The organism is Streptomyces sp. NPDC048659, from assembly GCF_040650575.1.
GTDB lineage: Bacteria > Actinomycetota > Actinomycetes > Streptomycetales > Streptomycetaceae > Streptomyces.
The window spans coordinates 1-22,351 of sequence record NZ_JBEZHM010000073.1; the positions used below are offsets into that span (position 1 = coordinate 1).

Below are 22,351 nucleotides of genomic sequence, written 5' to 3' on the forward strand. Positions count from 1 at the left end.
GGGCGGGCCGGGACGGCGACCTCGCAGGTGGGGGCGGGCGGGCGCCCGGAGCGAGCGAAGCGAAGCGGAGGTCGCAGTCCGGACACCCCTGCCCCCGCTCCGGCCCCCGCCCTTCCCCCGGCGGCACCCGGGTCGCGGCAACGGCCAGGAGCCCGGCGACAGCCCAAGCCCCAGCGGCCCGGCGGCCCGGCGGCCCGAGGCCCGAGGCCCGACAACGGCCCAGGCCCCAGCGGCGGGCCAGGGTCCAGCGGCGGGCCAGGGTCCAGCGGCGCCCCCGCGCCGTCAGCCCTGCTCGCCCGGGTCCAGCGGCGGCGCGGTCACCCCGCAGTGGTACCGGCTCTCGGGCTGCCGGGCGGGCGGCGCGGGCGACCGGATGACCGCGAAGGCGAGCCCCGCGCCCACCACCAGCAGCCCCGCGCACAGCGGCATCGCCCGCCGGAACGTGTCCCCGAACTCCGTCGCCGAGCGGTACGCGTCCGGGCTCATCCCGGTCAGCGCGGGCAGCGCCGCCACCGCGAGCAGCCCCGCCGCGCGGGCCGCCGCGTTGTTGATCCCGCTGGCCAGCCCGGCCCGCGCCACCGGCACGGAGGCGAGCACCGTCGCCGTGAGCGGCGCGACCAGGGTCGTCATGCCGAGCCCGAGCACGAGCATGGCGGGCAGCACGTCCGTCAGATACGAGGCGTCCTCGCCGACCCGCAGCATCAGCAACATCCCCGCCGCGCACAGCAGCGGCCCCACGGTGAGCGGCAGCCGCGGCCCGGTGCGCTCGCCGAGCTCGCCGGACTTGGCGGAGCCGAGCAGCATGAGGACCGTCGTCGGCAGCATCGCGGTGCCGGCGGCGAGCGCCGAGTAGCCGGACACCACCTGGAGCTGGAGCGCGGCCAGGAAGAAGAACCCGCCGAAGGCCCCGTAGACGCAGAGCGTGACGAGGTTGACGGCGGTGAAGATCCGCGACCGGAACACCGAGGGCGGCGCCATCGCGCCCTCGCCGCGCCGCCGCTCGACACCGACGAACCAGACGCCGACGAGCACCCCGGCCACCCCGGCCCACCACGCCTGCGCGATCAGCGCGTACGTGACCAGGGCGAGCCCGGCCGCGCCGAGCACCGCGCCGAGCACGTCGAAGCGCCCGTGCGCGGCCTCGTCGCGGGACTCGGGGACGTGCCGCAGGGCAACCGGGACGCAGACCAGGGCGAGCGGCACGTTGAGGAAGAAGACCCAGCGCCAGCCGGGCCCGTCCACGAGCCAGCCGCCGACGAACGGCCCGACCGCCGCGCCCACCCCGCCGAAGCCGGACCACAGGCCGACCGCCTTCGCCCGGTCGTCCTCGTGGAAGCTGGCCTGGATCAGCGCCAGCGACCCGGGGGTGAGGAGCGCCCCGCCGATGCCCTGGAGGGCGCGCGCGGCGATGAGGATGCCCGCGTTGGGGGCGAGCCCGCACAGCAGGGAGGCGAGGGCGAACCAGACGACGCCGATCACGAAGACCCGCCGCCGCCCGTACCGGTCGCCGAGCGAGCCGCCGAGCAGGATCAGCCCGGCGAGGGTGAGCATGTAGGCGTTGACGGTCCACTGGAGGTCGGCGATGTCGGCGCCGAGGTCCTCGCCGATGTGGGGCAGGGCGACGTTGACGACGGTCGAGTCGAGCAGCGCCATGCCGGAGCCGAGGACCGTGGTGAACACGATCCAGCGCCCCGTGCCCGAGGCGAGCCGGATGTCCATGCCAGCATGGTCCCGCGAACAAGCGAACCGCGCCCACTGAAGCAACCACCGGCACAGGCAAAAAAGAACTCAGCGACCGGCACAGGCAAGGGCACCGTCCCAAGCCCCCGGTCCAAGCACCGGCACCGGCCCCGGCACCAAGCCCAGCCACCGCCCCGGCACGGGCACCAGCCCGGCACGGGCACGGCACAGGCACGGCCCCCAGAACTCACCCCACCCGCAACCGCCCCGCCGCCCGCACCAGCGCGTCGATCCCCCGCTCGGCCTTGGCCCGAGGGCACCCCACGTTGAGCCGGACGAAGCCGGGCGTGCCGTAGGTCCCGCCGGGCATGATGGCGACCCGTTCGGCGGTCACCAGCTCCTCCTGGAGCGCGGACTCGTCGATGCCGAGCGGGCGCAGGTCGATCCAGGCGAGGTAGCCGGCCTGCGGCGGGGCCCAGACGACGCCGGGCAGCCCCTCGGCGAGCCGCTCCTCGACGAGCCGCATGGTCCCGGCGACGTACGCGCGGAGCGCGTCCAGCCAGGGCGCCCCGTGCCGGTAGGCGGCGATGTGCGCGGTGAGGGAGAGCACGGCGGGCGAGGCGAGGCCCTCCCCGGTCTCCATGCGCCGGACGAAGGCGACCCGCTCGTCGGGGTCGCCGAGGAACCCGTACGAGCCGGAGAGCGCGGGAAAGTTGAACGCCTTGGTCCCGGAGGTGACCATCGCCCAGCGCCGCCCCCGGCCCGCCTCGGCGACGGCGGCCCAGGGCACGTGCCGGTGCCCGGCGGCGGTCAGGTCGGCGTGGATCTCGTCGCTGACGACGGCGACGTCGTACCGCTCGGCGAGCCGGGCGAACTCCTTGAGCTCGTCGGCGCTCCAGACCCGCCCGGTCGGGTTGTGCGGGGAGCAGAGCAGCAGCATCCGGCTGTCGGGCCGGGCGAGCTCGCGCTCCAGGGCCTCGGGGTCGTCGAGCGGCACCCCGCGCAGCTCGCGCCCGAGCCCTGTGACGGCTTTGCGGAAGCCGTCGTACGTGGGGCGGTGGACGACGACACCGTCCCCCGGCCCGGTCCACATCCGCAGCAGCTGCGAGAGCTGACTGAGCACGGAGGGCGCGTAGACCATGGCCTCGGGGTCGACGGCGGTCCCGTACCGCTCGGCGTACCAGTCCCGGACGGCCTCCCGGAACTCCCCGAGCCGCCAGTCGGTGTAGCCGAAGACCCCGTGGCCGACGCGCTCGCGCAGGGCGTCGAGGACGACCGGCGGGGAGGCGAAGTCCATGTCGGAGATGGTGAAGGGCAGCAGGTCGGGCACGCCGAAGCGATCGGATATGCCGTCCCACTGCACCGACCAGGTCCCCCGCCGGTCTATCTCACGATCGAAGTCGAACGCGTCCACCATGTCTCGTTTCCTCCCCGGAACGCCGAGAGGCCCGGCCCCGTGGAACCGGAGCCGGACCTCCCGACATGAACAGCGACCGCTTATGGCTTACTGCCTACTTCATCTTGGTGCCGGCCGAGCGCAGCGAGACGCACGCCTCGCCGACGCGGGCGGCCATGCCGGCCTCGGCCAGCTTGCCCCAGGTGCGCGGGTCGTAGGTGTTCTTCTTGCCGACCTCGCCGTCGACCTTCAGGACGCCGTCGTAGTTGCGGAACATGTGGTCCACGACCGGACGGGTGAAGGCGTACTGGGTGTCGGTGTCGAGGTTCATCTTCACGACGCCGTTCTCCAGCGCGGTGGCGATCTCCTCGGCGGTGGAGCCGGAGCCGCCGTGGAAGACGAAGTCGAACGGCGACGACTTGCCGTACTTCTCGCCGACACCGGCCTGGAGGTCCTTGAGGAGCTCGGGGCGGAGCACGACGTTGCCCGGCTTGTAGACGCCGTGGACGTTGCCGAAGGAGGCGGCCAGCAGGTAGCGGCCCTTCTCGCCCAGGCCGAGCGCCTCGGCGGTGCGCAGCGCGTCGTCGACGGTGGTGTACAGCTCGTCGTTGATCTCGTGCGTGACACCGTCCTCCTCGCCGCCGGTCGGGGTGATCTCGACCTCAAGGATGATCTTGGCGGCGACGGCCTTGGCCAGCAGCTCCTGGCCGATGGCCAGGTTGTCGGCGAGGGTCTCGGCGGAGCCGTCCCACATGTGCGACTGGAACAGCGGGTTCAGGCCGCGGGCCACGCGCTCGGCGGAGATGTCGAGCAGCGGGCGGACGTAGCCGTCCAGCTTGTCCTTCGGGCAGTGGTCGGTGTGCAGTGCGACCGTGATGTCGTACTTGGCGGCGACGATGTGCGCGAACTCGGCCAGGGCGACGGCGCCCGTGACCATGTCCTTGTTGTACTGGCCGCCCAGGAACTCGGCACCACCGGTCGAGATCTGGATGATGCCGTCGCTCTCGGCCTCCGCGAAGCCACGGAGGGCGGCGTGCAGGGTCTGGGTCGAGGTGACGTTGATGGCCGGGTAGGCGAACTTGCCTGCCTTCGCCCGGTCGAGCATCTCGTTGTAGACCTCGGGGGTTGCGATGGGCATTCGTCCGCTCCTTGTGATGTGCGGGGTGTGTGGTGCTAGGCCCTGACCTGGGGGCGACGTCATCGTCACCACCCATCTTTCCAGACTCCTGTACGAGCTCCCACGGGCCGTACACGCACAAAGGCGGGATGTTTCACGTGAAACACCCCGCCTTCACACAAAAACGCAGGTCAGCACGGGTCCATGGACGGTCCCGGGACCTAAGTCACGACTTGGCGCCGTTAGGCCAGACCGAGATCCGAGAGCTGGTAGCCGGTGAGGTACGTCAGCCCCGCCTCGGCGATGGCACCCGCCGCGCCCCGGTCCACGATGGTCGCCACGGCGACGACCTCGCCGCCGGCCTCGCGGACCGCCTCGACGGCGGTCAGCGGCGAACCGCCGGTGGTGGAGGTGTCCTCGACGACCAGGCAGCGACGGCCCTTGACGTCGGCGCCCTCGATCCGGCGCTGCATCCCGTGGGCCTTCTGCGCCTTGCGCACGACGAAGGCGTCCAGGCGCTCGCCGCGGGCGGCCGAGGCGTGCAGCATCGAGGTGGCGACCGGGTCGGCGCCCAGGGTCAGACCGCCGACGCAGTCGAAGTCCAGGTCCTTGGCCAGGTCGAGCATGACCTGGCCGACCAGCGGCGCGGCCTCGCCGTCCAGGGTGATCCGGCGCAGGTCGATGTAGTAGTCGGCCTCACGACCCGAGGAGAGGGTCACCTTGCCGTGCACCACGGCCTTGTCCTTGATCTGCTGGAGCAGCTCAGCGCGTACGTCAGTCATGCTCACGAGCTTAAAGCCGCCCGGTCAGAGCCGACGCCAGCGCCAGGTCGCCGCGAGCTCCAGGGGGTCGATCGGGGTGACGAGCCTCGGGTGGGTGTTGAGGCCGTTGGGCGGGCCGGACTGCGGCTCGACGCAGACTGCGTCGGCGGGCTCGTCGTAGATCACCAGCCACTCGGCCCGGCTGGTCACGCGGAGTTCGAGCTGCTCCGGCCAGGTGAGGGTGAGGTCGACGCCGCCGGGCATCCCGAAGCAGTCGTCCCAGGGGCGCGGGGTCGGCTCGACGCGCCGGCCGGTGGGCAGGTGGTCGGCGCCGCGCTCCTCCTGCCAGCCCGGGGTGAAGTCGAGCTCCACGTCCGCGCCGCCGAGGCTGCGGCGGAACCAGGGGTGCCAGCCGACCTGCGCCGGGAAGGAGGCCCCGAGGGTCTCGATGCCGAGCTGGAGCGTCAGGGAGTCCTCGGTCAGCTCGAAGGTCTGGGTGACGAGACCGCTGTACGGCCAGGGGTCGGTGAGGGCGGTGGTGAACGCGGCGGTGGTCGCGGTGACCTCCGCGGTCTTCCACGGGACGTCCCGGACGGTGCCGTGCAGGGCGTGCGGGGCGGCGTGCTCGCTGACGGGCAGCCGGTGGACGGTGTCGCCGTTGCGGAAACGCGCGTCGGCGGTGCGGCCCGCCCAGGGCGCCATCACGAAGGAGCCGAAGCGCTCGCCCTGGAGCAGCAGTTCGGTGCCTCCGATGCGCAGGCCGACGATGCGGCAGCCGTGCTCGGGGTCGATGGTCAACTCGGCGTCGCCGGCCGTCAGTCGCGTCAGAGTGCTCACACACCGACCTTATGGCCTGCCCCGATCCCCCCGTCGGCTTCCCCCTCAGCGGCGTCGCCGCAGGGCCCGTCCGACGACGACGGCGGAGGCGATCGCGAGGGCGGCGGCGGGGGCGATCCAGCGCAGCGTGGCGGTGGCGCTGGAGGTCTCGGGGGCCGGGACGGGGGCGTAGCGCCCGCGCGGCGGGGCGTGGTCGACCTCCTCGGCGCTGCGGCCGATCATCGTGCGGCGGGCGTGGGCGGCCTCGGCGGCGGGCGGAGTCAGCGGGTCGGTACGGCCGCCCCGGCCGCCCGGGGCGGCGGAGCCGTCGTCGAGTTCGAGCCCGTCGAGCCCGCCCGACGGCGCACCACCGGCCGCGCCGCCCGCCGGCTCCTCGACCCCGTCGTCCACCCCGTCGTCGTCGACCCCGTCGCTGTCGCTGTCCCCGTCGTCGCCGGCGCCCTCGGCCGCCGCCAGCTCGGCCTCGACGTCGGCGACGGCGGCCAGCGCCTCGGCGAAGCGGTCGAGGAGGCGGGCGCCCGCCGCGTGGCGGGCCTCGGGGTCGGCCTCGGCGAGGCGGCCGGAGGCGTCGACGCGGCCGGTGAAGCCGAGCGTGGTGCCCTCGGCCACCGGGGTGAGGGTGAGGGTCAGCTCCAGGGCTGCCGAGCCCTTGCCGCGCACCTCCTCGCCCTCGCCCGCGACGGCGAAGGCGCCGTCCGCGGCGGCGGTGAGCCGCAGGGCGCCGCGGTAGGTGATGGTGTTGCCGCCCACCCGGACCTTCAGGCGCCCGGCGAGCGGGTCCGTGTCCTCGGCGGGGTCCTGCTGGAGGCCGGGGACGCAGCGCGCGACCACCGCCGGGTCCGTCAGCGTGGCGCGCAGGACCTCGGCCGGGACCGGGACGAACACCTCATGCTCCATGGGAGCCGAGCCTACTCAGACGGACGCCGCCCGTCGCCTGTTCGCGTGCCACCGGGGCACCGGATGCCCGGTCAGTAGCGCGGGTGCACCAGCGTGGACGGCGGCAGCCCGGCGTCCCGGGGGGTGCGGGTCCGCTCGACGCGGGCCTCGGCCGTGGTGAGCGAGCGGGTGGTCAGCGAGCGCAGCCGGGGCGCGGCCGGGGAGAGCGCGAGGGGCGGCCGGTCCGGGGCGGCGGCGGCCAGCAGGAAGCCCCACGGGGCGGTGGGCGCCCGGGCGGCCCGCGCGGTCCCGGGGGCGGCGCCGGGATCGGCCCCGTACGGGCGGGTGGCGAAGCCCGCGGCGCGCAGGGTGGCGTCGACGGTCCAGTAGACGCGGGGGCGGGTACCGGCCGAGCCGGCGTGGACGACGAGCCGTCCGCCGGGGGCGAGGACGCGGGCGGCCAGCCCGTAGAACTCCTCCGAGTAGAGCTTGGCGCCGGCCGTGAGGCCGGGGTCGGGGAGGTCGGAGATCACCACGTCGTACCGTTCCTGCACGGGCCGGGCCGTGCGGAGCCAGCGGAAGGCGTCCCCGTAGGCGACGGTGACGCGGGGGTCGCGGAACGCCTGCCCGTTGAGCGCGGCGAGCTCGGGGTCGGTGCGGACGAGGCGGACCACCCCGGGGTCGAGCTCGACGACGGTGACGGCGCGGACGTCGGCGTAGCGCAGCACCTCGCGGGCGGCCAGCCCGTCGCCGCCGCCGAGGATCAGCACCCGGGCGCGGGGCCCGTTCATCGCGGGGTGCACCAGGGCCTCGTGGTAGCGGTACTCGTCCCGGCCGCCGACCCGCAGCCGTCCGTCGAGGAAGAGGTCGGGCGGGCCGCCGTGGCCGCCGGTGACCACCACGTCCTGGAGCGGGGTGCGGACCGCGACCCGCACGTCGGCCCCGTAGACGGCTCGGCGGGCGGCCTCCTCGAAGTCGTCGGCGAGGGCGGTGGCGGTGCCGAGCGCGGCGAGCACGGCGACGTTGGCTCCGACCAGCAGCCAGCGGGAGCGGCGGGTGAGGTCGCGGCGGAACAGCCAGAGCACGAGGGCGCCGCCCGCCACCGCGTTGACCGCGCCGGTGACGAGGGCGCCGGTGAGCTGCCCGAGCCAGGGCAGCAGCAGGAACGGGAAGGCGAGGCCGCCGACCAGCGCGCCCACGTAGTCGGCGGCGAAGAGGTCGGCGACGGTCCCGGCGGCGTCCTGCTCGCGCCGGCCGCCCTGCTGGATCAGCGACATCAGCAGCGGGATCTCGGCGCCGATGAGCACGCCGATGGCCAGCGAGAACGCCACCAGGACATAGCGGGCCTCGCCGAGCCAGGCGAAGGCCGCGTACAGCACCATGGCCGAGCTGCCGCCGATCAGCGCGAGGCCGCATTCGACGAGGCCGAAGCCGACGGCGGCGCGGCAGCGGAGCCGCTTGGCGAGCAGCGAGCCGACGCCCATCGCGAAGACCATGACGGACAGCACGACGGACGCCTGGGTGACCGAGTCGCCGATCAGATACGAGGCGAGCGCGACGAGCTCCAGCTCGTACACCAGACCGCAGGCGGCGCACACGAAGACGACCGCGAGCACCGGATAGCGCACCGCGCGCGGCCGACCCGGCGGCGACCGCACCGCCCGCTGGGCTGGCGGGGGCGCGGTCACGGGCGGGTCGATCATGCTCGTAACGCTACGTCACTCATCTGTCGCCGTTTGTCACCCACACGAGTGCACCTGGGGTGAAACCTCGGCGTGTCAGAGCGTCGCGGGCATACGCGCCCCGATCCGGGTTCTGGTCACCACCAACTGCCCTTCCTGCGGGTACGCGTGCCAGGTGCGCCAGCGCACCTGGCCCTCGTGGCGCTGCGCCAGCATCGCCGTGAAGGCGTGCGGCGAGCCGGGGAAGGTCCCCGCGAGGCCGTGCGGGTGGTCGGCGACGAGCGCGAGCAGCTCCTGGGCGCGGCCCGCGAACGAGCCCTGCGTCAGGGTCTCGACGCGCGCGGCGAACTCGTACTCCCACTCGCCGACCCGCTTGGACACGCCCAGCGGCAGCGGCGTGCTGCTGCCGGGCATGCAGGCGACGGTCTCCGAGCAGGTGCGGTCCGCCTCCTCCAGGAGCACCTGGTGGGAGGCGCCGAGCAGGCGCAACTGCAGCTTCGCTCCGGACAGTTCGAGGTCGAGCACCGCCAGCGCGGGCAGCGGATCGCGCCCCAGCGCCCAGGCCAGGTCGGCGGCGCGGGTGTCGGTGTAGGAGGTCTTCAGGGTCGTGAGCATGGATCGGCTCCGCAAACACGGTTTGACGGGTGGGCCGGGGGCGTCCCGGCGAAGGGGCTCCGACCGGGAGTGGGGATCGCCGGCTCGGGTCCACACACGGTCCGAGGGGCTGGATGTTCTCAACAGCGAGGGAATCATGAACCGTGGGCAGCTCACAGCGTTTTTACCCAACTTGGCGTGGTTTCCATCCCCTAGGGGGCCCCACGGTTCAACTGTTCAGTCCGAATCCCTCGCGTGCCTCCCCCACCGGCCCAACGGAAGCGCCCACGACGCCCGTTGCGGACGTCAGCTGGAGCCGCAGCCGCCCCCGCCGCCACAGGACGAGGACGAGGAGCCGCAGGAGGACGAGGAGCCGCAGGACGAGGACGATCCGCACCCGGCGCTGGTGCTGCCGGTGCTGCCGCCGCCGCCCGCCCAGCCGCGCCCGCGACGGCGGCGCTGGGCGGCGGCGTTGCGCCGGACGGCCGCGGTGACGCCGACGACGAAGGCGATGACCAGGGCGGCGATGAAGGCGATGAAGAAGATGTCCATGACGATGTCCCCCGTGATGTCCGACCGTGCCCCCCGGCACGGTCTCCGTCCGCCGTTCTCCCGGCGTGCGAGGGGGATTCCCGGCCCCGGCGACACTCAAAGCCCACTTGAGCAAGTCCAGAGCTTCGCCCCAGGATGACGGGCATGACACGACCGCCGCTCAACCGCAGGCTCGCCGAGTTCGGCACGACGATCTTCGCCGAGATGTCCGCGCTCGCCACCCGCACCGGCTCGATCAACCTGGGCCAGGGCTTCCCCGACACCGACGGCCCCGAGGAGATCCGCGAGGCCGCGGTCCGCGCCCTGCGCGCGGGGCACGGCAACCAGTACCCGCCCGGCCCCGGCATCCCCGAGCTGCGCACGGCGGTCGCCGACCACCAGCGCCGCCGCTACGGCCTGGAGTACGACCCCGACAGCGAGGTCCTGGTCACCGCCGGGGCCACCGAGGCGATCGCCGCCGCGCTGCTGGCCCTGGTCGAGCCGGGCGACGAGGTCATCGCCCTGGAGCCGTACTACGACTCGTACGCCGCCTGCGTCGCCATGGCGGGCGGCACCCGCGTGCCCGTCACCCTGCGCCCGCACGACGGCGCCTTCGCGCTCGACCTGGACGAGCTGCGGGCGGCGGTCACCGACCGGACCCGGCTGATCCTGCTCAACACCCCGCACAACCCGACCGGCACCGTCCTCAGCCGCGCCGAGCTCACCGCGATCGCCGAACTCGCCCAGGAGCGCGACCTGCTCGTCGTCACGGACGAGGTCTACGAGCACCTGGTCTTCGACGGCGCCGAACACATCCCGCTGGCGAGCCTGCCGGGGATGCGGGAGCGGACGGTCACCATCGGCTCGGCGGGCAAGACGTACTCCTTCACCGGCTGGAAGGTCGGCTGGATCACCTCGACGCCGGAGCTGACGAGCGCCGTGCGCTCCGCCAAGCAGTTCCTCACCTACGTCTCCTCCGGCCCCTTCCAGTACGCCGTCGCCGAGGCGCTGCGGCTGCCCGACTCCTTCACCGACGGCCTGCGCGCCGAGCTCCAGGCCAAGCGGGACCTGCTGAGCGAGGGCCTGGCCGCCGCGGGCTTCGGCGTGCACCGCCCGGCCGGCACCTACTTCGTCACCACCGACATCCGCCCCCTCGGCGAGACCGACGGCTTCGCCTTCTGCCGGGCGCTGCCGGAACGCGCGGGCGTCGTCGCGATCCCGAACGCGGTCTTCTACGACCACCGCGAGGAGGGCGCCCCCTTCGTCCGCTTCGCGTTCTGCAAGCGCGTCGACGTCCTCCAGGAGGCGGTGGACCGACTGAAGCGGCTGGCCTGAGGGGCGGGGCGGGGGAACCCTGTGGGGAGGGGCCCAGGCTTCCGGCCGGGCCCTGTCCCCGCGCGGGAACGACGGGCTACTCGGTGTCCTTGGGGTGCCGAGTGGAGGCGTACACCAGAACGACGGTCGAGGTCTCGGGGCTGACCAGGTAGCGCACTCGGCCGCCGCTCGTGACCTCGAACTCCCACTGCTCCAGCGCGGATCCCTTCCATTCCTTCGTGGCGAGCTTCCCGCGGAGCTGGTGCTGGCGGTTCCAGTTCTCACGCGACAGCGGGTCGGTGCGCAGCGCCTCCAGGCACCGGTGGGCACTGGACAGCGCCACCCGGCACAGCTCTTCCCAGCCCGTCACCGCCTCCGTGGTGCCGAAGACGACGTTCCACCCGCTCAAGGGCGGAACACTGACGCGATCACCCTTCTTCGGACTCACCCAAGCACCTCGACCGGCCCCAGGTCCTCCCCGTCGAGCGGACGCAGCGCTTCCGTGCGCTGCTCCGGATCGGCGTTGATGCGAGCCGTCGCCCTCCAGGAGACGAGCGCACGGTGCACGGCTTCCCGTGCCCCCAGCTCGGCCGCGTCGGACAGCGCTTCGAGCAGTTCCACGGTGAACGCGCGCATCTCCTCGTCGTCCAGGTGCCGGACCCACGGGAACACCTCGGGCAGCGCCAGGAGCAGCGATCGTGCGCCCTCGTCGTGCTTCATGAGCGCGAGGAAGAGCCGCGACGCCGTCGTGAGGTTCTCTTCGGTGCGCTCCGCGTGCGCGGCCGTCGTCAGCACCATGTCGGGAGCGTCCCTGTGGGTGACGCGCACGGCGCCGAGGGCGGCGGCGCGGGCGGCCACCGCCTTCGGGTTTCTCGAAAGATCAGTGAACGACACCGACTCGGGCTCGGCTCCCAGGTACGCAAGGCTCATACTCAGACTGTACTCAGAGTATGGTCTGAGTACCAGGGGTGCGGCTTGAGAGTGGGCCACCGGGCGCGGGTAGGGTCCCCTCGTCCTTGATCGTCGACGAGGCGATCGGGCACGAGACCCCGGGGGGTACCCGCACATGTCCGCACCGCACTCCGCCGCACCCGAGCCCGCGGCACCGTCCGCAGTCCAGGCCGCGGGCCAGCCCGCGGCCCAGCCCGCGCCGCGATTCGCGCCCAGTCGCCGGGCCGCCCTGTTCGCGCTCGCCGGTGTCGCGGCCGGCGGGGCCGTGCCGTTCGCCGGGGCGGCGCCCGCCGTCGCCGCCGTCGTCCCGCCGGGCGGGGCGGCGCCCGCCGCCGGACCGGCCGCCCCGGTGCCGGGGGCCCGGCTGCCGATGGTGCTCGACCCCACCGATCCCTGGCACTTCGGCGCCCACCCGGCCGGGCCGCTGAGCACCCGGGCGATACCCGGCGGGCTGGAGGTCTCGGACGCGGCCGGTGTCCTCGCGACGCTCACCACGGGGGCGCGGACGGTGACCGTGCGCGGGCCCCGGCGCTGGTTCACCGAGCAGAAGCGGCCCGTCACGGACGCCTTCGACCGGACCCTGACCTCGGGCACGACCGGCTGGGGCCAGTCGCCCGAGGGCGGCTCCTGGATCCCCAACAGCAAGGACGACGCCCACGTCGGGGACTACAAGGTCGAGCAGGGCCGCGCCGTCGTCACGCTCCGGACGCCCGGCGAGAGCCGGCACTCCTACCTCTCCGACAAGAACATCGGCGACGTCCGGGCCCGCGCCCGCTTCTCGTTCGACAAGAAGCCCGTCGGCGGCCCGCTCTCGCTCGCGCTGACCTTCTCCCTCTCGGCCCTGGTCACCCACTACCGGGCCCGCCTGATCGTCACCCCGGCCGGGGACGTGCAGCTCACGATGGAGAAGGCCCTCGACGACAGGAACGTCGTCGTGCTCGCCGCCCCCGTCACCGTCGGCACCGGCTTCGCCGCCTTCGACCACTGGTGGGTGCAGGTCGAGAAGGCCGACGGGACGCTGCGCGCGCGGGCCTGGAAGCACGGCGAGGCCACCCCCGACTGGCGGTTCGCGCTGCGCGACCCCGAGCCGGACACCGCCCTCGGCGCCGGGGCCGTCGGCGTGCGGGCGCACGCCCCCGAGACGGCGGCGGCGGGCACCGAGGCCCGGGTCTACGACTTCCTCGTCGAGGAGGCGTCCTGGACCGACCCGCCGGTGATCAGCCACGACACCTGGGTCCGGGTGCTCCCGGAGCCCTTCGACGGCACCTGGACACCCGCGCTCGCCCAGCGGATCGGCGCCTGGGCGGGCGACCTGTCGCCGGACGCGCTGGCGTACGCCGCCATGTACCTGCCGGGGGCCCCGGCGGTGACCGGGGTCGTCGAGGACGGCGACAAGGTGGCCCGCACCACGCAGGTGCTCGGCACCTCCCGCTACAGCGCGCCCGCCCCGGACACCGGCGAGCGCTCGGTCGGCGCCGACTTCCAGGAGTACCTGGGGATCTCGTACAAGTTCGACGGCTTCCCGGTCCGGCAGCCGGAGACCCCGTACCTGAAGTCGCTCGACTGCTCCGGGTACGTCCGGATGGTCTACGGCTTCCACATGAAGCTGCCGCTCCTGCACGAGAACTCCGCCCCCGACCTGCGCGGACTGCCCCGCACCTCGACGCGGCAGGCGGGCTCCGGGCCGGGTGTGAAGATCGCCGACGGGGGCACCTCGGCCCCGCCGCTGGACGGGCTGCGGATCGGCGACGTGGTCTTCTTCGACCCGGACACGGACCCCTCGGCGGGCGGCCACATCGGGATCTACGCCGGCCAGGACCACCACGGCCTGCGCCGCTTCCTGTCCAGCCGCAAGACGCCCAACGGCCCGACCCTCGCCGACGTCGGCGGCCGGTCGGTGCTCGACGGCGAGCCGGGCGAGACGTACACGGGCAAGCTCCGGGTGATCCGGCGCTTCTGACCCGCGCGCCCCCTCCGTGCCGCGCGGTTGATCGGGTAAACCGATTTGTCGTCCGACGTTTCGCCCGATATGTCGTCTGATGCGTCATCCGATATGCCGTCAGACGTGTCGGATGCGATCGGATTTCCGCGCGCACGGAGGTGCCCCCTGTCCGCCGAGACCCTCGACCGCCCGGCGTCCGCCCCGCGCGCCGCCCCCGCCGGCGCCCGGCGGGTGCCCCGATGGCAGTCCGCGCTGCACCGGGCGGCCCCCGCGCTCGGGCTGTTCGCCGCCGCCCGCCTCACCGGCACCCTGGTCCTCGCCCTGTGGGCCTGGCACCTGGACCGCTCCCCCCGGGCCCTGCTCGCGAAGTCCTGGGACTCCGACTGGTACACCCGGATCGCCGCCCACGGCTACGGCCGCACCGTGCCCTGGGGCGACGGCGCCGTCCAGTCCGACCTGGCCTTCTTCCCGCTCTACCCGGGCCTCGTGCGCGCCGTCGCGACCGTCCTCCCGGTCGCGTACGGGACGGCCGGCCTGCTGCTGTCCTGGCTGGCCGCCGGGGCCGCGGCCTGGGGGATCTACCTGGTCACCGAGCGGATCGCGGGCCGCCGGGCGGCCGTGGTGCTGGTGCTCCTGTGGGGGCTGCTGCCGCACTCGTTCGTGCTGACCATGGCGTACACCGAACCGCTGATGACCGCCTTCGCCGCCTGGTCGCTGTACGCCCTGCTGACCCGCCGCTGGCTCCTCGCCGGCACCCTCGCCGCGCTCGCCGGGCTCTCCCGGCCCAACGGGGTGGCCGTCGCCGCCGCCGTGCTGGCCGCCGTCGCCGTGGAGGTGTGGCGGCGGCGCGGCCGGACCGGGCCGCGCCCCTGGGCGGCGGCCCTGCTCGCCCCGGCCGGCTGGCTCTCGTACGTGCTGTGGGTCGGGGCCCGCACCGGCGATCCGCTCGGCGGCTACTTCGCCGTCCAGGACGGCTGGACCTCCCGTTTCGACCTCGGCCGGGGCGCCCTCCGCTTCGTCCGGGAGATGCTGCGCGGCCCGACCCAGGCGGGCTTCGTGATGGCCCTGGTCATCACCGGTGTCGGGGTGCTGCTCTTCGCGCTGCTCGCGCTCGTGGAGCGCCCGCCGCTGCCGGTGCTCGTCTACACCGGGGTGCTCGTCCTGATCACCGTCGGCGGCTCCGGCTTCTTCGAGTCGAAGCCGCGCTTCCTGCTGCCCGCCTTCCCGCTGCTGCTCCCGGTGGCCCTGGCACTGACGAGAGCCCGGCCACGCGCCGCGATCCTGGTGATCGCGGGCCTGGCCGGGCTCTCGTTCGGCTACGGGCCGTACGTGCTCACGCTGGCACGCATGGCCGTATAGGCGCCATGGGCGTCAGAGGCGCCCCAGGCGTCAGGAGGCGTGGCTCACTCGCCGGGCTCGCCCGGCTCCTTGTCCTCCGGGGTCTCCAGGCCGAACTGCTCGACGACCCACTTGTCGAACTCGATCGAGGCGCGGACCCAGCTGACGGTGGAGGACACGAAGTGCTCCAGCGACACGCCCGTGCCGATCAGCATCTGGGCCTCGCCGATGAGGCGGAGGGTGGCCGAGCCGTCCTCCTCCTCGTGCAGGTGGGTGTAGACCTTGGGCCACAGGGTGCGCCGGTTCCAGTCGTCGATCGCGTCGAGGACCTTGGCGCGGTCGTCCGCCGCGTGCGGGCGGTCGTAGAACGTGCGGACCGAGAAGACCTGCTGCTCGTCCTCGCCGCGGAACATGAAGTACGTGCGGAATTCCTCCCACGGCGCCGCGAGGTCACCCTCGTCGTCGACGACGTACTTCAGCTCCATCTGGTCGAGGAGCTGCTTCACCAGGTCCTGGTCGGGAACGACGGGGCCCGCCGGTCCTGCGGCCTGGGGCTGGGGCTGACCCCCGAAATTCGGAATCGAGGACGGGTCGATGCTCACCGGGATTTCCCTTCGTACGGATGCGGCCATCCTCCCTCATGCCGGGCGGGGGGTGGCAAGCCCCCACGGCCCGGATCCGCTGCAAGCTGATCCGGGCCGCGGGGGCGCCGCTCCGGGAGCCGGTCAGACCTCGGCCCGGCCGACGATCAGGCCGTCCTCGAAGCGGTCCACCCGGACCGTGTCCCCGTCGCGGACCTCGCCGGACAGGATCTCCCGGGCCAGCCGGTCGCCGATCGCGGACTGGATCAGGCGGCGCAGCGGCCGGGCGCCGTACGCCGGGTCGTTGCCCTCGTCGGCCAGCCAGGCCAGGGCCTCGGGGGTGACCTCCAGGGTGAGCCGGCGGTCGGCGAGGCGGCGGGCCAGCCGGTCGATCTGGAGGCGCGCGATGCGGCCCAGCTCGTCCCGGTCCAGGGCGGAGAAGACCACGATCTCGTCGAGCCGGTTGAGGAACTCGGGCTTGAAGCTGGCCCGGACCACGTCCAGCACCCGGGCCCGCTTCTCGTCCTCGGAGGTCCCCTGGTCGACCAGGTACTGGCTGCCCAGGTTCGAGGTCAGGATCAGGATCGTGTTGCGGAAGTCGACCGTGCGGCCCTGGCCGTCGGTGAGCCGCCCGTCGTCCAGGACCTGGAGCAGCACGTCGAAGACCTCCGGGTGCGCCTTCTCCACCTCGTCGAGCAGCACCACGCTGTACGGGCGGCGGCGGACGGCCTCGGTGAGCTGGCCGCCCTCCTCGTAGCCGACGTAGCCGGGGGGCGCGCCGACGAGCCGGGCGACGGAGTGCTTCTCGCCGTACTCCGACATGTCGATGCGGACCATGGCCCGCTCGTCGTCGAAGAGGAAGTCGGCGAGGGCCTTCGCCAGCTCGGTCTTGCCGACGCCGGTGGGGCCGAGGAAGAGGAAGGAGCCGGTGGGCCGGTCCGGGTCGGCGATGCCCGCGCGGGTGCGGCGGACGGCGTCGGAGACGGCGCGGACGGCCTCGCTCTGGCCGATCAGGCGGCGGCCGAGCTCGTCCTCCATGCGCAGCAGCTTCTGCGTCTCGCCCTCCAGGAGCCGCCCGGCGGGGATGCCGGTCCAGGCGCCGACGACGTCGGCGATGTCGTCCGGGCCGACCTCCTCCTTGACCATGGTGTCCTTCTGGGCCTCGCGCTCGGCCTCGGTGGCCTCGGCCAGCTCCCGCTCCAGGCCCGGGATCTCCCCGTACAGCAGCTTGGAGGCGGTGTCGAAGTCGCCGTCGCGCTGGGCGCGCTCGGCGAGCCCGCGCTGCGCGTCGAGGCGCTCCTTGAGCTCGCCGACCCGGTTGAGGGACTGCTTCTCCTTCTCCCAGCGGGCGGTGAGCCCGCGCAGCTCCTCCTCGCGGTCGGCGAGGTCGCGGCGCAGCTTCTCCAGGCGCTGGACGCTGGCGGCGTCGGTCTCCTTGGAGAGGGCGAGCTCCTCCATCCTGAGCCGGTCGACGGAGCGCTGGAGCTCGTCGATCTCGACGGGCGAGGAGTCGATCTCCATGCGCAGCCGGCTGGCGGCCTCGTCGACGAGGTCGATGGCCTTGTCGGGCAGGAAGCGGGAGGTGATGTACCGGTCGGACAGGGTCGCGGCGGCCACCAGGGCGGAGTCGTTGATCTGCACCTTGTGGTGGGCCTCGTAGCGGCCCTTGAGCCCGCGCAGGATGGCGACGGTGTCCTCGACGCTCGGCTCGGCGACCAGGACCTGCTGGAAGCGGCGCTCCAGGGCGGGGTCCTTCTCGATCCGCTCGCGGTACTCGTCGAGGGTGGTGGCCCCGACCATGCGCAGCTCGCCGCGGGCCAGCATGGGCTTCAGCATGTTGCCGGCGTCCATGGCGGAGTCGCCGCCGGCGCCCGCGCCGACGACGGTGTGCAGCTCGTCGATGAAGGTGATGACCTCGCCGTCGCTCTCCTTGATCTCGGAGAGGACGGTCTTCAGGCGCTCCTCGAACTCGCCGCGGTACTTCGCGCCGGCGACCATGGCGCCGAGGTCGAGCGAGATCAGCCGCTTGTTCCGCAGCGACTCGGGCACGTCGCCCTTCACGATCCGCTGGGCGAGGCCCTCGACGACGGCGGTCTTGCCGACGCCGGGCTCGCCGATGAGGACCGGGTTGTTCTTGGTGCGGCGGGAGAGGACCTGGACGACGCGCCGGATCTCGTGGTCGCGGCCGATGACCGGGTCCAGCTTGCCCTCGCGGGCGGCGGCGGTGAAGTCGGTGCCGAACTTCTCCAGGGCCTTGTACGAGCCCTCCGGGTCGGCGGTGGTCACGCGGCGGGTGCCCCGGCTCTTCTCGAAGGCGTCCTGGAGGCGGGCGGCGGTGGCGCCCTGCGCGTCGAGGACGCGGCCGGACTGCCCGCCCTTGGCGGCGGTGCCGATGAGCAGGTGCTCGGTGGAGATGAAGTCGTCGCCCAGCTTCTTCGCGCGGTCGGCGGCGTCGGCGATCACCGCGAGGAGCTCGCGGTTGGGCTGCGGGGGCGCGACCGTGGAGCCGGTGACGCTGGGCAGCGCGGCGAGCAGCCGCTCCGCTCCGGAGCGTACGGCGGCCTGGTCGGCCTCGACGGCGGCGAGCAGGTCGGTGATGTTCTCGTTGTCCTGACCCGCGAGCAGCGCCAGGAGAAGATGCGCGGGGGTCAGATCGGCGTGCCCCTGGGACACGGCGCGGCTGCTCGCCGCGTTCAGCGCGTCCCGGCTCCTGTTGGTCAGTTCGGCGTCCACGTGCGGGGTCTCCTCCGTTGAGCTCGACTCGTACGTACTCCTCGTACCCGTATGACTCATACAGCGTACATAAAGTTGAGTCTATTCCACTCAAGGTCCGCCGGAGTATCGGCGGGGGGCCGCGCGGCGGTAGTTTCCGGGCATGGCGACTGACCCGAGGAACCCCGGCGACACCTATCTCAGCTTCTGGCGCGAGTACCACATGAGCACCCTGACCACGCTCCGCCCGAACGGCACCCCGCACGTGGTGGCGGTCGGTGTCACGTACGACCCGGAGCAGGGGCTGGCCCGGGTGATCACCAACAGGCACAGCCGGAAGGTCGCCAACGTGCTGGCGGCGGGCGAGGAGGGCGCGAAGGTCGCCGTCTGCCAGGTCGACAAGGGGCGCTGGGCCACCCTGGAGGGCGTCGCCCGGATCCGCACGGAGCCGGAGGTGGTCGCGGACGCGGTGGACCGCTACGCGGCGCGCTACGGGCGCACCCCGGCCCCGAACCCGGACCGGGTGGTCATCGAGATCGCGCTGACCCGCGCGATGGGCCGGGCGTAGCGGACCGGAATCCGGCCGTCCGGCCGGAGACGCACAGCGGCGCCATCGCGTTTCAGGTCCGCGATGGCGCCGCTGTGTGGGGGAAGTGCCGGAGCGATCTACAACGACGGGGGAATCGCTCAGGCACTGCGGGGGGTGGCGGTGATGGCCTCGGCTTCGACCAGCTGGTGGTCCCGCTGGTCGAGATTGACGAAGATCATGCCGTACCGGATGGCACAGCGGACGGGCTGCGGGGCGCCACGGGGCCGGCGCATACACCGGTAGGCACGGACGTCCTCGTCCTGTTCCCGGGCGACGACGATCGGTTCTCCGAAGAGGGTGACCATCAGCGAGTCGCCACGGTGGGGGATGGCCGTGACGAGATCGACGAAGTGCCACCCGGACCGGTAGGCCGAAGCCATCTCCCGCCGGAAGGACCGGTCGTCCGGGGGCACGGTCATGCGTCCGCGTCCGCCGGGCTGGAGTCCCACACCGGGTCGAGCATCCCGGCCGGAACGAAGTCCCAGACGGGGTCAATCGGTGCCGCGACGACCGTGGCGGGCGTGCTGTCCCACACCGGGTCGCTGACGGCCAGCGCTCCTACTGCCGCCGCCCCAATGAAGACGGAAGCAAGTATCGAGCGAAGCAGTTTCGTGGACATGAGCGGCTTCGACCTCACTTGATGGTTTCCTCTCCCCCGCGTACAAGACGATGGCTCAGTCTTTGCGCTCGCACCACTGGGGCAATGCATCATGTTCCTGAAATACAGGATCCTGGGGGATGTGCATATGCCGCAGAAACTGACAGAACCGACACATCCCCACGGGCATGTCGACCTCTGTGCAGCCGGAACGGACTTGTACGCAAGTGCGTTGCGGATCGGACGAATAACCAGGACCGAGGCAGAAGCCGCACCTTGTCTCATGGACCTCGACCTGCTGCATCCCGATCCGGACGATCCCTCCTGGCTGCGGCCCGTCCCGCCCTCCGCGGCGCTCGCCCGGCTCGTACAGCCCCTGGAACGCGAGATCCAGGACCGGCGCGCTCTGGCCATGGGCCTCTCCAGCACCTTCGAACCCTTCATGGCCATCAGCGCCCAGGACCCCTCGACCACCCACGCCATCACCGTGCTCGAAGGCATCCACCGCATCGACGCCGTCCTCGGCCGGGCCACCGCCGAGTGCTCGCAGGAACTCCTCACCGTCCAGCCCGGCGGCGGCCGCAGCGAACACACCCTCAACACCGCCCTCAACCGCGTCCAGCCGCTCCTGGACCGCGGCGTCCGGGTCCGCACCCTCTATCAGCACACCGCCCGCCACAGCCCCGGCATGCAGGTCTACCTGGAACAGGCCGGCATGAACCGGCTCCAGGTCCGCACCCTGGAGGAGAGCATCGAGCGGCTCATCATCATCGACCGCTCCATCGCCCTCATCCCCGCCCGCCAGGACCGCCAGGTCGCCCTCGAACTGCGCCACCCCGGGCTCGTGGAGTACCTGGCGACCGTCTTCGAACAGTCCTGGGCCCGCGCCACCCCCTTCGGCGAACAGGTCCCGGGCGCCCAGCGCAGGGACGGCATCAGCGGCGTCCAGCACTCCATCGCCAAGCTGCTGGTCGAGGGCCACGTCGACGAGGCCATCGCCCGCCGCCTCGGCATGAACGTGCGCACCTGCCGCGCCCACATCGCCAAGCTGGCCACCACCCTCGGCAGCGGCAGCCGCGCCCAGCTCGGCTTCCTCATCGCCCAGTCCGGAATACTCGACGAGGCCCCCGCCGCGGATGCGGAAGGGGCCTCGGGAGCGTCCTGAGACGTACGGGAAGGGCTGCCGGCCGGGGCCGGCGGTCACGGGCTACTCGCCGCGCTTGTGCCCCGGCCGCCAGACGACCAGCGCGCTGGCCTGCTGCACGTCCGTGTAGGGCACCAGGTCCCGCCGGTACGAGGCGTGGACCTGGGCCTCGCGCTGGCGCATCGCCGCCGCCGCGCCCTCGACCGCCGAGGACAGCTCGGCGATCCGGCTCTGCAACGCCGCGACCTGGTTCTCCAGTTCGATGATGCGCTTGATGCCGGCCAGGTTGATGCCCTCGTCCTGCGACAGCTGCTGCACCTGGCGGAGCAGCTCGATGTCGCGGGCCGAATAGCGGCGCCCGCGGCCCGCGGTGCGGTCCGGGGACACCAGGCCCAGACGGTCGTACTGGCGGAGGGTCTGCGGGTGCAGACCGGACAGCTGGGCCGCCACCGAGATGACGTACACCGGCGTCTCGTCGGTCAGCTGGTACGGATTACGGCGACGACCGTCCATGTCCTCAAGCTCCCTTCGCGGCCTGGAACAGCTCTGCCCTGGGGTCTTCACCCGCCGTGGCCTCGCGGTAGGTCTCCAGGGCCTCGCGGGCCTTGTCGCCCAGGTCCTGCGGCACCGCGATCTCCACGGTCACCAGGAGGTCGCCGCGCGTGCCGTCCTTGCGGACGGCGCCCTTGCCCCGCGCGCGCATGGTGCGCCCGTTGGGCGTGCCCGCGGGCAGCTTCAGGGTGACCGGGGGGCCGCCCAGCGTCGGGACCTTGACCTCGCCGCCGAGCGCCGCCTCGGCGAAGCTGACGGGCACCGTGACGGTGAGGTTGTCGTCCCTGCGGCCGAACACCGGGTGCGCGTCGACGTGCACGACGACGTACAGGTCGCCGTTCTGCCCGCCGCGCTCGCCCGGGGCGCCCTTGCCGCGCAGCCGGATCTTCTGGCCGTCGCTGACACCCGCCGGGATGCGCACCTGCATGGTCCGCGAGGACTTGGCCCGGCCGCTGCCCTTGCAGACCTCGCAGGGGTTCTCCGCGATCAGGCCGCGGCCCTTGCAGTCCACGCACGGGTCGGTCAGCGAGAAGCCGCCGCCGCTGCCGCGCGAGACCTGCCCGGTGCCGACGCAGGTCGGGCACACCCGGGGGGTGCCGTTCTTGTCGCCGGTGCCCGAACACGCCTTGCAGGGCTGCTGGCTGGACATCCGCAGGGGCACGGTGGCGCCCTCGATGGCCTCGGTGAAGCTGAGCGTCACCTCGGACTCGATGTCCTGCCCGCGGCGCGGCTGGGTGCGGGTGCCCGCACCGCCGGCGCCGCGGTTGAACAGGCCGCCGAAGACGTCCCCGAGACCGCCGCCGCCCCCGAAGCCACCGGCTCCGCCGGGGCCCTGGGCGCCGCCGAAGAGGTCGCCCAGGTCGAAGTTGAACGAGCCGCCGCCGCCCGGCCCGGCACGGAAGCCTCCGTTGCCGAACAGGGCGCGGGCCTCGTCGTACTCCTTGCGCTTCTTGGGGTCGCCGAGGACGTCGTTCGCCTCGGAGATCTCCTTGAAGCGCTCCTCCGCCTTGGTGTCGCCCTTGTTGGCGTCCGGGTGGTTCTCGCGGGCGAGCTTCCGGTACGCCTTCTTGATCTCGGCGTCGGTGGCGTCCTTGGGGACGCCGAGAACCTTGTAGTAGTCCTTCTCGACGAAGTCCTTCGTACTCATCGACGTCCC

The 22,351-nt window shown here is 73.1% G+C and carries 22 protein-coding genes; 5 read left to right on the forward strand and 17 right to left on the reverse strand.

Annotated features, from left to right (window positions below):
* Positions 1–282: 282 nt before the first annotated feature.
* The 9 genes from AB0C99_RS34850 to AB0C99_RS34890 form a co-directional block, all read right to left on the reverse strand.
* Positions 283–1,719, reverse strand: a complete 1,437-nt coding sequence (locus tag AB0C99_RS34850) for an MFS transporter (RefSeq protein ID WP_362483730.1) — start codon at positions 1,717–1,719, stop codon at positions 283–285.
* Positions 1,720–1,927: 208 nt separating this feature from the next.
* Positions 1,928–3,097, reverse strand: a complete 1,170-nt coding sequence (locus tag AB0C99_RS34855) for a MalY/PatB family protein (RefSeq protein ID WP_362483732.1) — start codon at positions 3,095–3,097, stop codon at positions 1,928–1,930.
* A gap of 94 nt (positions 3,098–3,191) precedes the next feature.
* The gene (gene fbaA, locus AB0C99_RS34860; RefSeq protein ID WP_362483734.1) at positions 3,192–4,214 is read right to left on the reverse strand and encodes a class II fructose-bisphosphate aldolase; all 1,023 of its coding nucleotides are present in this window, start codon (positions 4,212–4,214) and stop codon (positions 3,192–3,194) included.
* A gap of 221 nt (positions 4,215–4,435) precedes the next feature.
* Positions 4,436–4,975: an orotate phosphoribosyltransferase gene (gene pyrE, locus AB0C99_RS34865; RefSeq protein WP_362483736.1), complete on the reverse strand. Its 540-nt coding sequence runs from the start codon at positions 4,973–4,975 to the stop codon at positions 4,436–4,438.
* A gap of 24 nt (positions 4,976–4,999) precedes the next feature.
* Positions 5,000–5,791 carry an aldose 1-epimerase gene (locus AB0C99_RS34870; protein ID WP_362483738.1) on the reverse strand — a complete coding sequence of 264 codons (792 nt, stop codon included), beginning with the start codon at positions 5,789–5,791 and terminating at the stop codon, positions 5,000–5,002.
* Positions 5,792–5,836: 45 nt separating this feature from the next.
* Positions 5,837–6,688 carry an SRPBCC domain-containing protein gene (locus AB0C99_RS34875; RefSeq protein ID WP_362483739.1) on the reverse strand — a complete coding sequence of 284 codons (852 nt, stop codon included), beginning with the start codon at positions 6,686–6,688 and terminating at the stop codon, positions 5,837–5,839.
* Between the two features lie 71 nt (positions 6,689–6,759).
* Positions 6,760–8,370, reverse strand: a complete 1,611-nt coding sequence (locus AB0C99_RS34880) for a polyamine aminopropyltransferase (protein WP_362483741.1) — start codon at positions 8,368–8,370, stop codon at positions 6,760–6,762.
* 75 nt (positions 8,371–8,445) lie between these two features.
* Positions 8,446–8,964 (reverse strand): DUF2617 family protein, encoded by a 519-nt coding sequence (locus AB0C99_RS34885; RefSeq protein ID WP_362483743.1) that lies wholly within the window; start codon positions 8,962–8,964, stop codon positions 8,446–8,448.
* A 285-nt stretch (positions 8,965–9,249) separates the two neighbouring features.
* Positions 9,250–9,495: a hypothetical protein gene (locus AB0C99_RS34890; RefSeq protein WP_362483745.1), complete on the reverse strand. Its 246-nt coding sequence runs from the start codon at positions 9,493–9,495 to the stop codon at positions 9,250–9,252.
* Positions 9,496–9,639: 144 nt separating this feature from the next.
* Between AB0C99_RS34890 and AB0C99_RS34895 the strand changes: the two genes are divergently transcribed.
* The gene (locus tag AB0C99_RS34895; RefSeq protein WP_362483747.1) at positions 9,640–10,809 is read left to right on the forward strand and encodes a pyridoxal phosphate-dependent aminotransferase; all 1,170 of its coding nucleotides are present in this window, start codon (positions 9,640–9,642) and stop codon (positions 10,807–10,809) included.
* Positions 10,810–10,885: 76 nt separating this feature from the next.
* On the opposite strand, the gene AB0C99_RS34900 is transcribed toward AB0C99_RS34895, so the two are convergent.
* Both AB0C99_RS34900 and AB0C99_RS34905 read right to left on the reverse strand, forming a co-directional pair.
* Positions 10,886–11,197: a hypothetical protein gene (locus AB0C99_RS34900; protein ID WP_362483749.1), complete on the reverse strand. Its 312-nt coding sequence runs from the start codon at positions 11,195–11,197 to the stop codon at positions 10,886–10,888.
* 35 nt (positions 11,198–11,232) lie between these two features.
* Entirely contained in the window at positions 11,233–11,718 is a 486-nt protein-coding gene (locus tag AB0C99_RS34905) for a prevent-host-death family protein (RefSeq protein WP_362483751.1), read from the reverse strand.
* Positions 11,719–11,854: 136 nt separating this feature from the next.
* Here AB0C99_RS34905 and AB0C99_RS34910 point away from each other — a divergent pair, with 136 nt between their 5' ends.
* Both AB0C99_RS34910 and AB0C99_RS34915 read left to right on the forward strand, forming a co-directional pair.
* Entirely contained in the window at positions 11,855–13,699 is a 1,845-nt protein-coding gene (locus AB0C99_RS34910; protein ID WP_362483752.1) for an NlpC/P60 family protein, read from the forward strand.
* Positions 13,700–13,912: 213 nt separating this feature from the next.
* A complete protein-coding gene (locus tag AB0C99_RS34915; protein WP_362483754.1) occupies positions 13,913–15,040 on the forward strand; it encodes a glycosyltransferase family 39 protein in 1,128 nt (375 codons plus the stop codon).
* A 44-nt stretch (positions 15,041–15,084) separates the two neighbouring features.
* Here AB0C99_RS34915 and AB0C99_RS34920 read toward each other — a convergent pair whose 3' ends face one another.
* Both AB0C99_RS34920 and clpB read right to left on the reverse strand, forming a co-directional pair.
* Positions 15,085–15,621: a YbjN domain-containing protein gene (locus AB0C99_RS34920; protein ID WP_362483756.1), complete on the reverse strand. Its 537-nt coding sequence runs from the start codon at positions 15,619–15,621 to the stop codon at positions 15,085–15,087.
* Positions 15,622–15,744: 123 nt separating this feature from the next.
* Positions 15,745–18,333: an ATP-dependent chaperone ClpB gene (gene clpB, locus AB0C99_RS34925; protein ID WP_362483758.1), complete on the reverse strand. Its 2,589-nt coding sequence runs from the start codon at positions 18,331–18,333 to the stop codon at positions 15,745–15,747.
* A 142-nt stretch (positions 18,334–18,475) separates the two neighbouring features.
* On the opposite strand from clpB, the gene AB0C99_RS34930 reads away from it, so the two are divergent.
* Positions 18,476–18,880, forward strand: coding sequence for a pyridoxamine 5'-phosphate oxidase family protein (locus tag AB0C99_RS34930; RefSeq protein ID WP_362483762.1), 405 nt, complete (start codon positions 18,476–18,478; stop codon positions 18,878–18,880).
* Positions 18,881–18,999: 119 nt separating this feature from the next.
* Here AB0C99_RS34930 and AB0C99_RS34935 read toward each other — a convergent pair whose 3' ends face one another.
* Both AB0C99_RS34935 and AB0C99_RS34940 read right to left on the reverse strand, forming a co-directional pair.
* Complete coding sequence (locus AB0C99_RS34935) at positions 19,000–19,320, reverse strand: (2Fe-2S)-binding protein (protein WP_362483764.1); 321 nt, start codon at positions 19,318–19,320, stop codon at positions 19,000–19,002.
* Positions 19,317–19,520, reverse strand: a complete 204-nt coding sequence (locus tag AB0C99_RS34940) for a hypothetical protein (protein ID WP_362483765.1) — start codon at positions 19,518–19,520, stop codon at positions 19,317–19,319. Before AB0C99_RS34940 ends, AB0C99_RS34935 begins: the two co-directional genes overlap by 4 nt.
* 127 nt (positions 19,521–19,647) lie before the next feature.
* Between AB0C99_RS34940 and AB0C99_RS34945 the strand changes: the two genes are divergently transcribed.
* Positions 19,648–20,664: a helix-turn-helix transcriptional regulator gene (locus AB0C99_RS34945; protein WP_362483767.1), complete on the forward strand. Its 1,017-nt coding sequence runs from the start codon at positions 19,648–19,650 to the stop codon at positions 20,662–20,664.
* Positions 20,665–20,706: 42 nt separating this feature from the next.
* Here the strand turns inward: AB0C99_RS34945 and AB0C99_RS34950 are convergent, their stop codons facing one another.
* Together AB0C99_RS34950 and dnaJ are read right to left on the reverse strand one after the other, a co-directional pair.
* Positions 20,707–21,156 (reverse strand): helix-turn-helix domain-containing protein, encoded by a 450-nt coding sequence (locus AB0C99_RS34950; RefSeq protein ID WP_362483769.1) that lies wholly within the window; start codon positions 21,154–21,156, stop codon positions 20,707–20,709.
* A gap of 4 nt (positions 21,157–21,160) precedes the next feature.
* Positions 21,161–22,342, reverse strand: coding sequence for a molecular chaperone DnaJ (gene dnaJ / locus AB0C99_RS34955; protein ID WP_362483771.1), 1,182 nt, complete (start codon positions 22,340–22,342; stop codon positions 21,161–21,163).
* Positions 22,343–22,351: the final 9 nt, after the last annotated feature.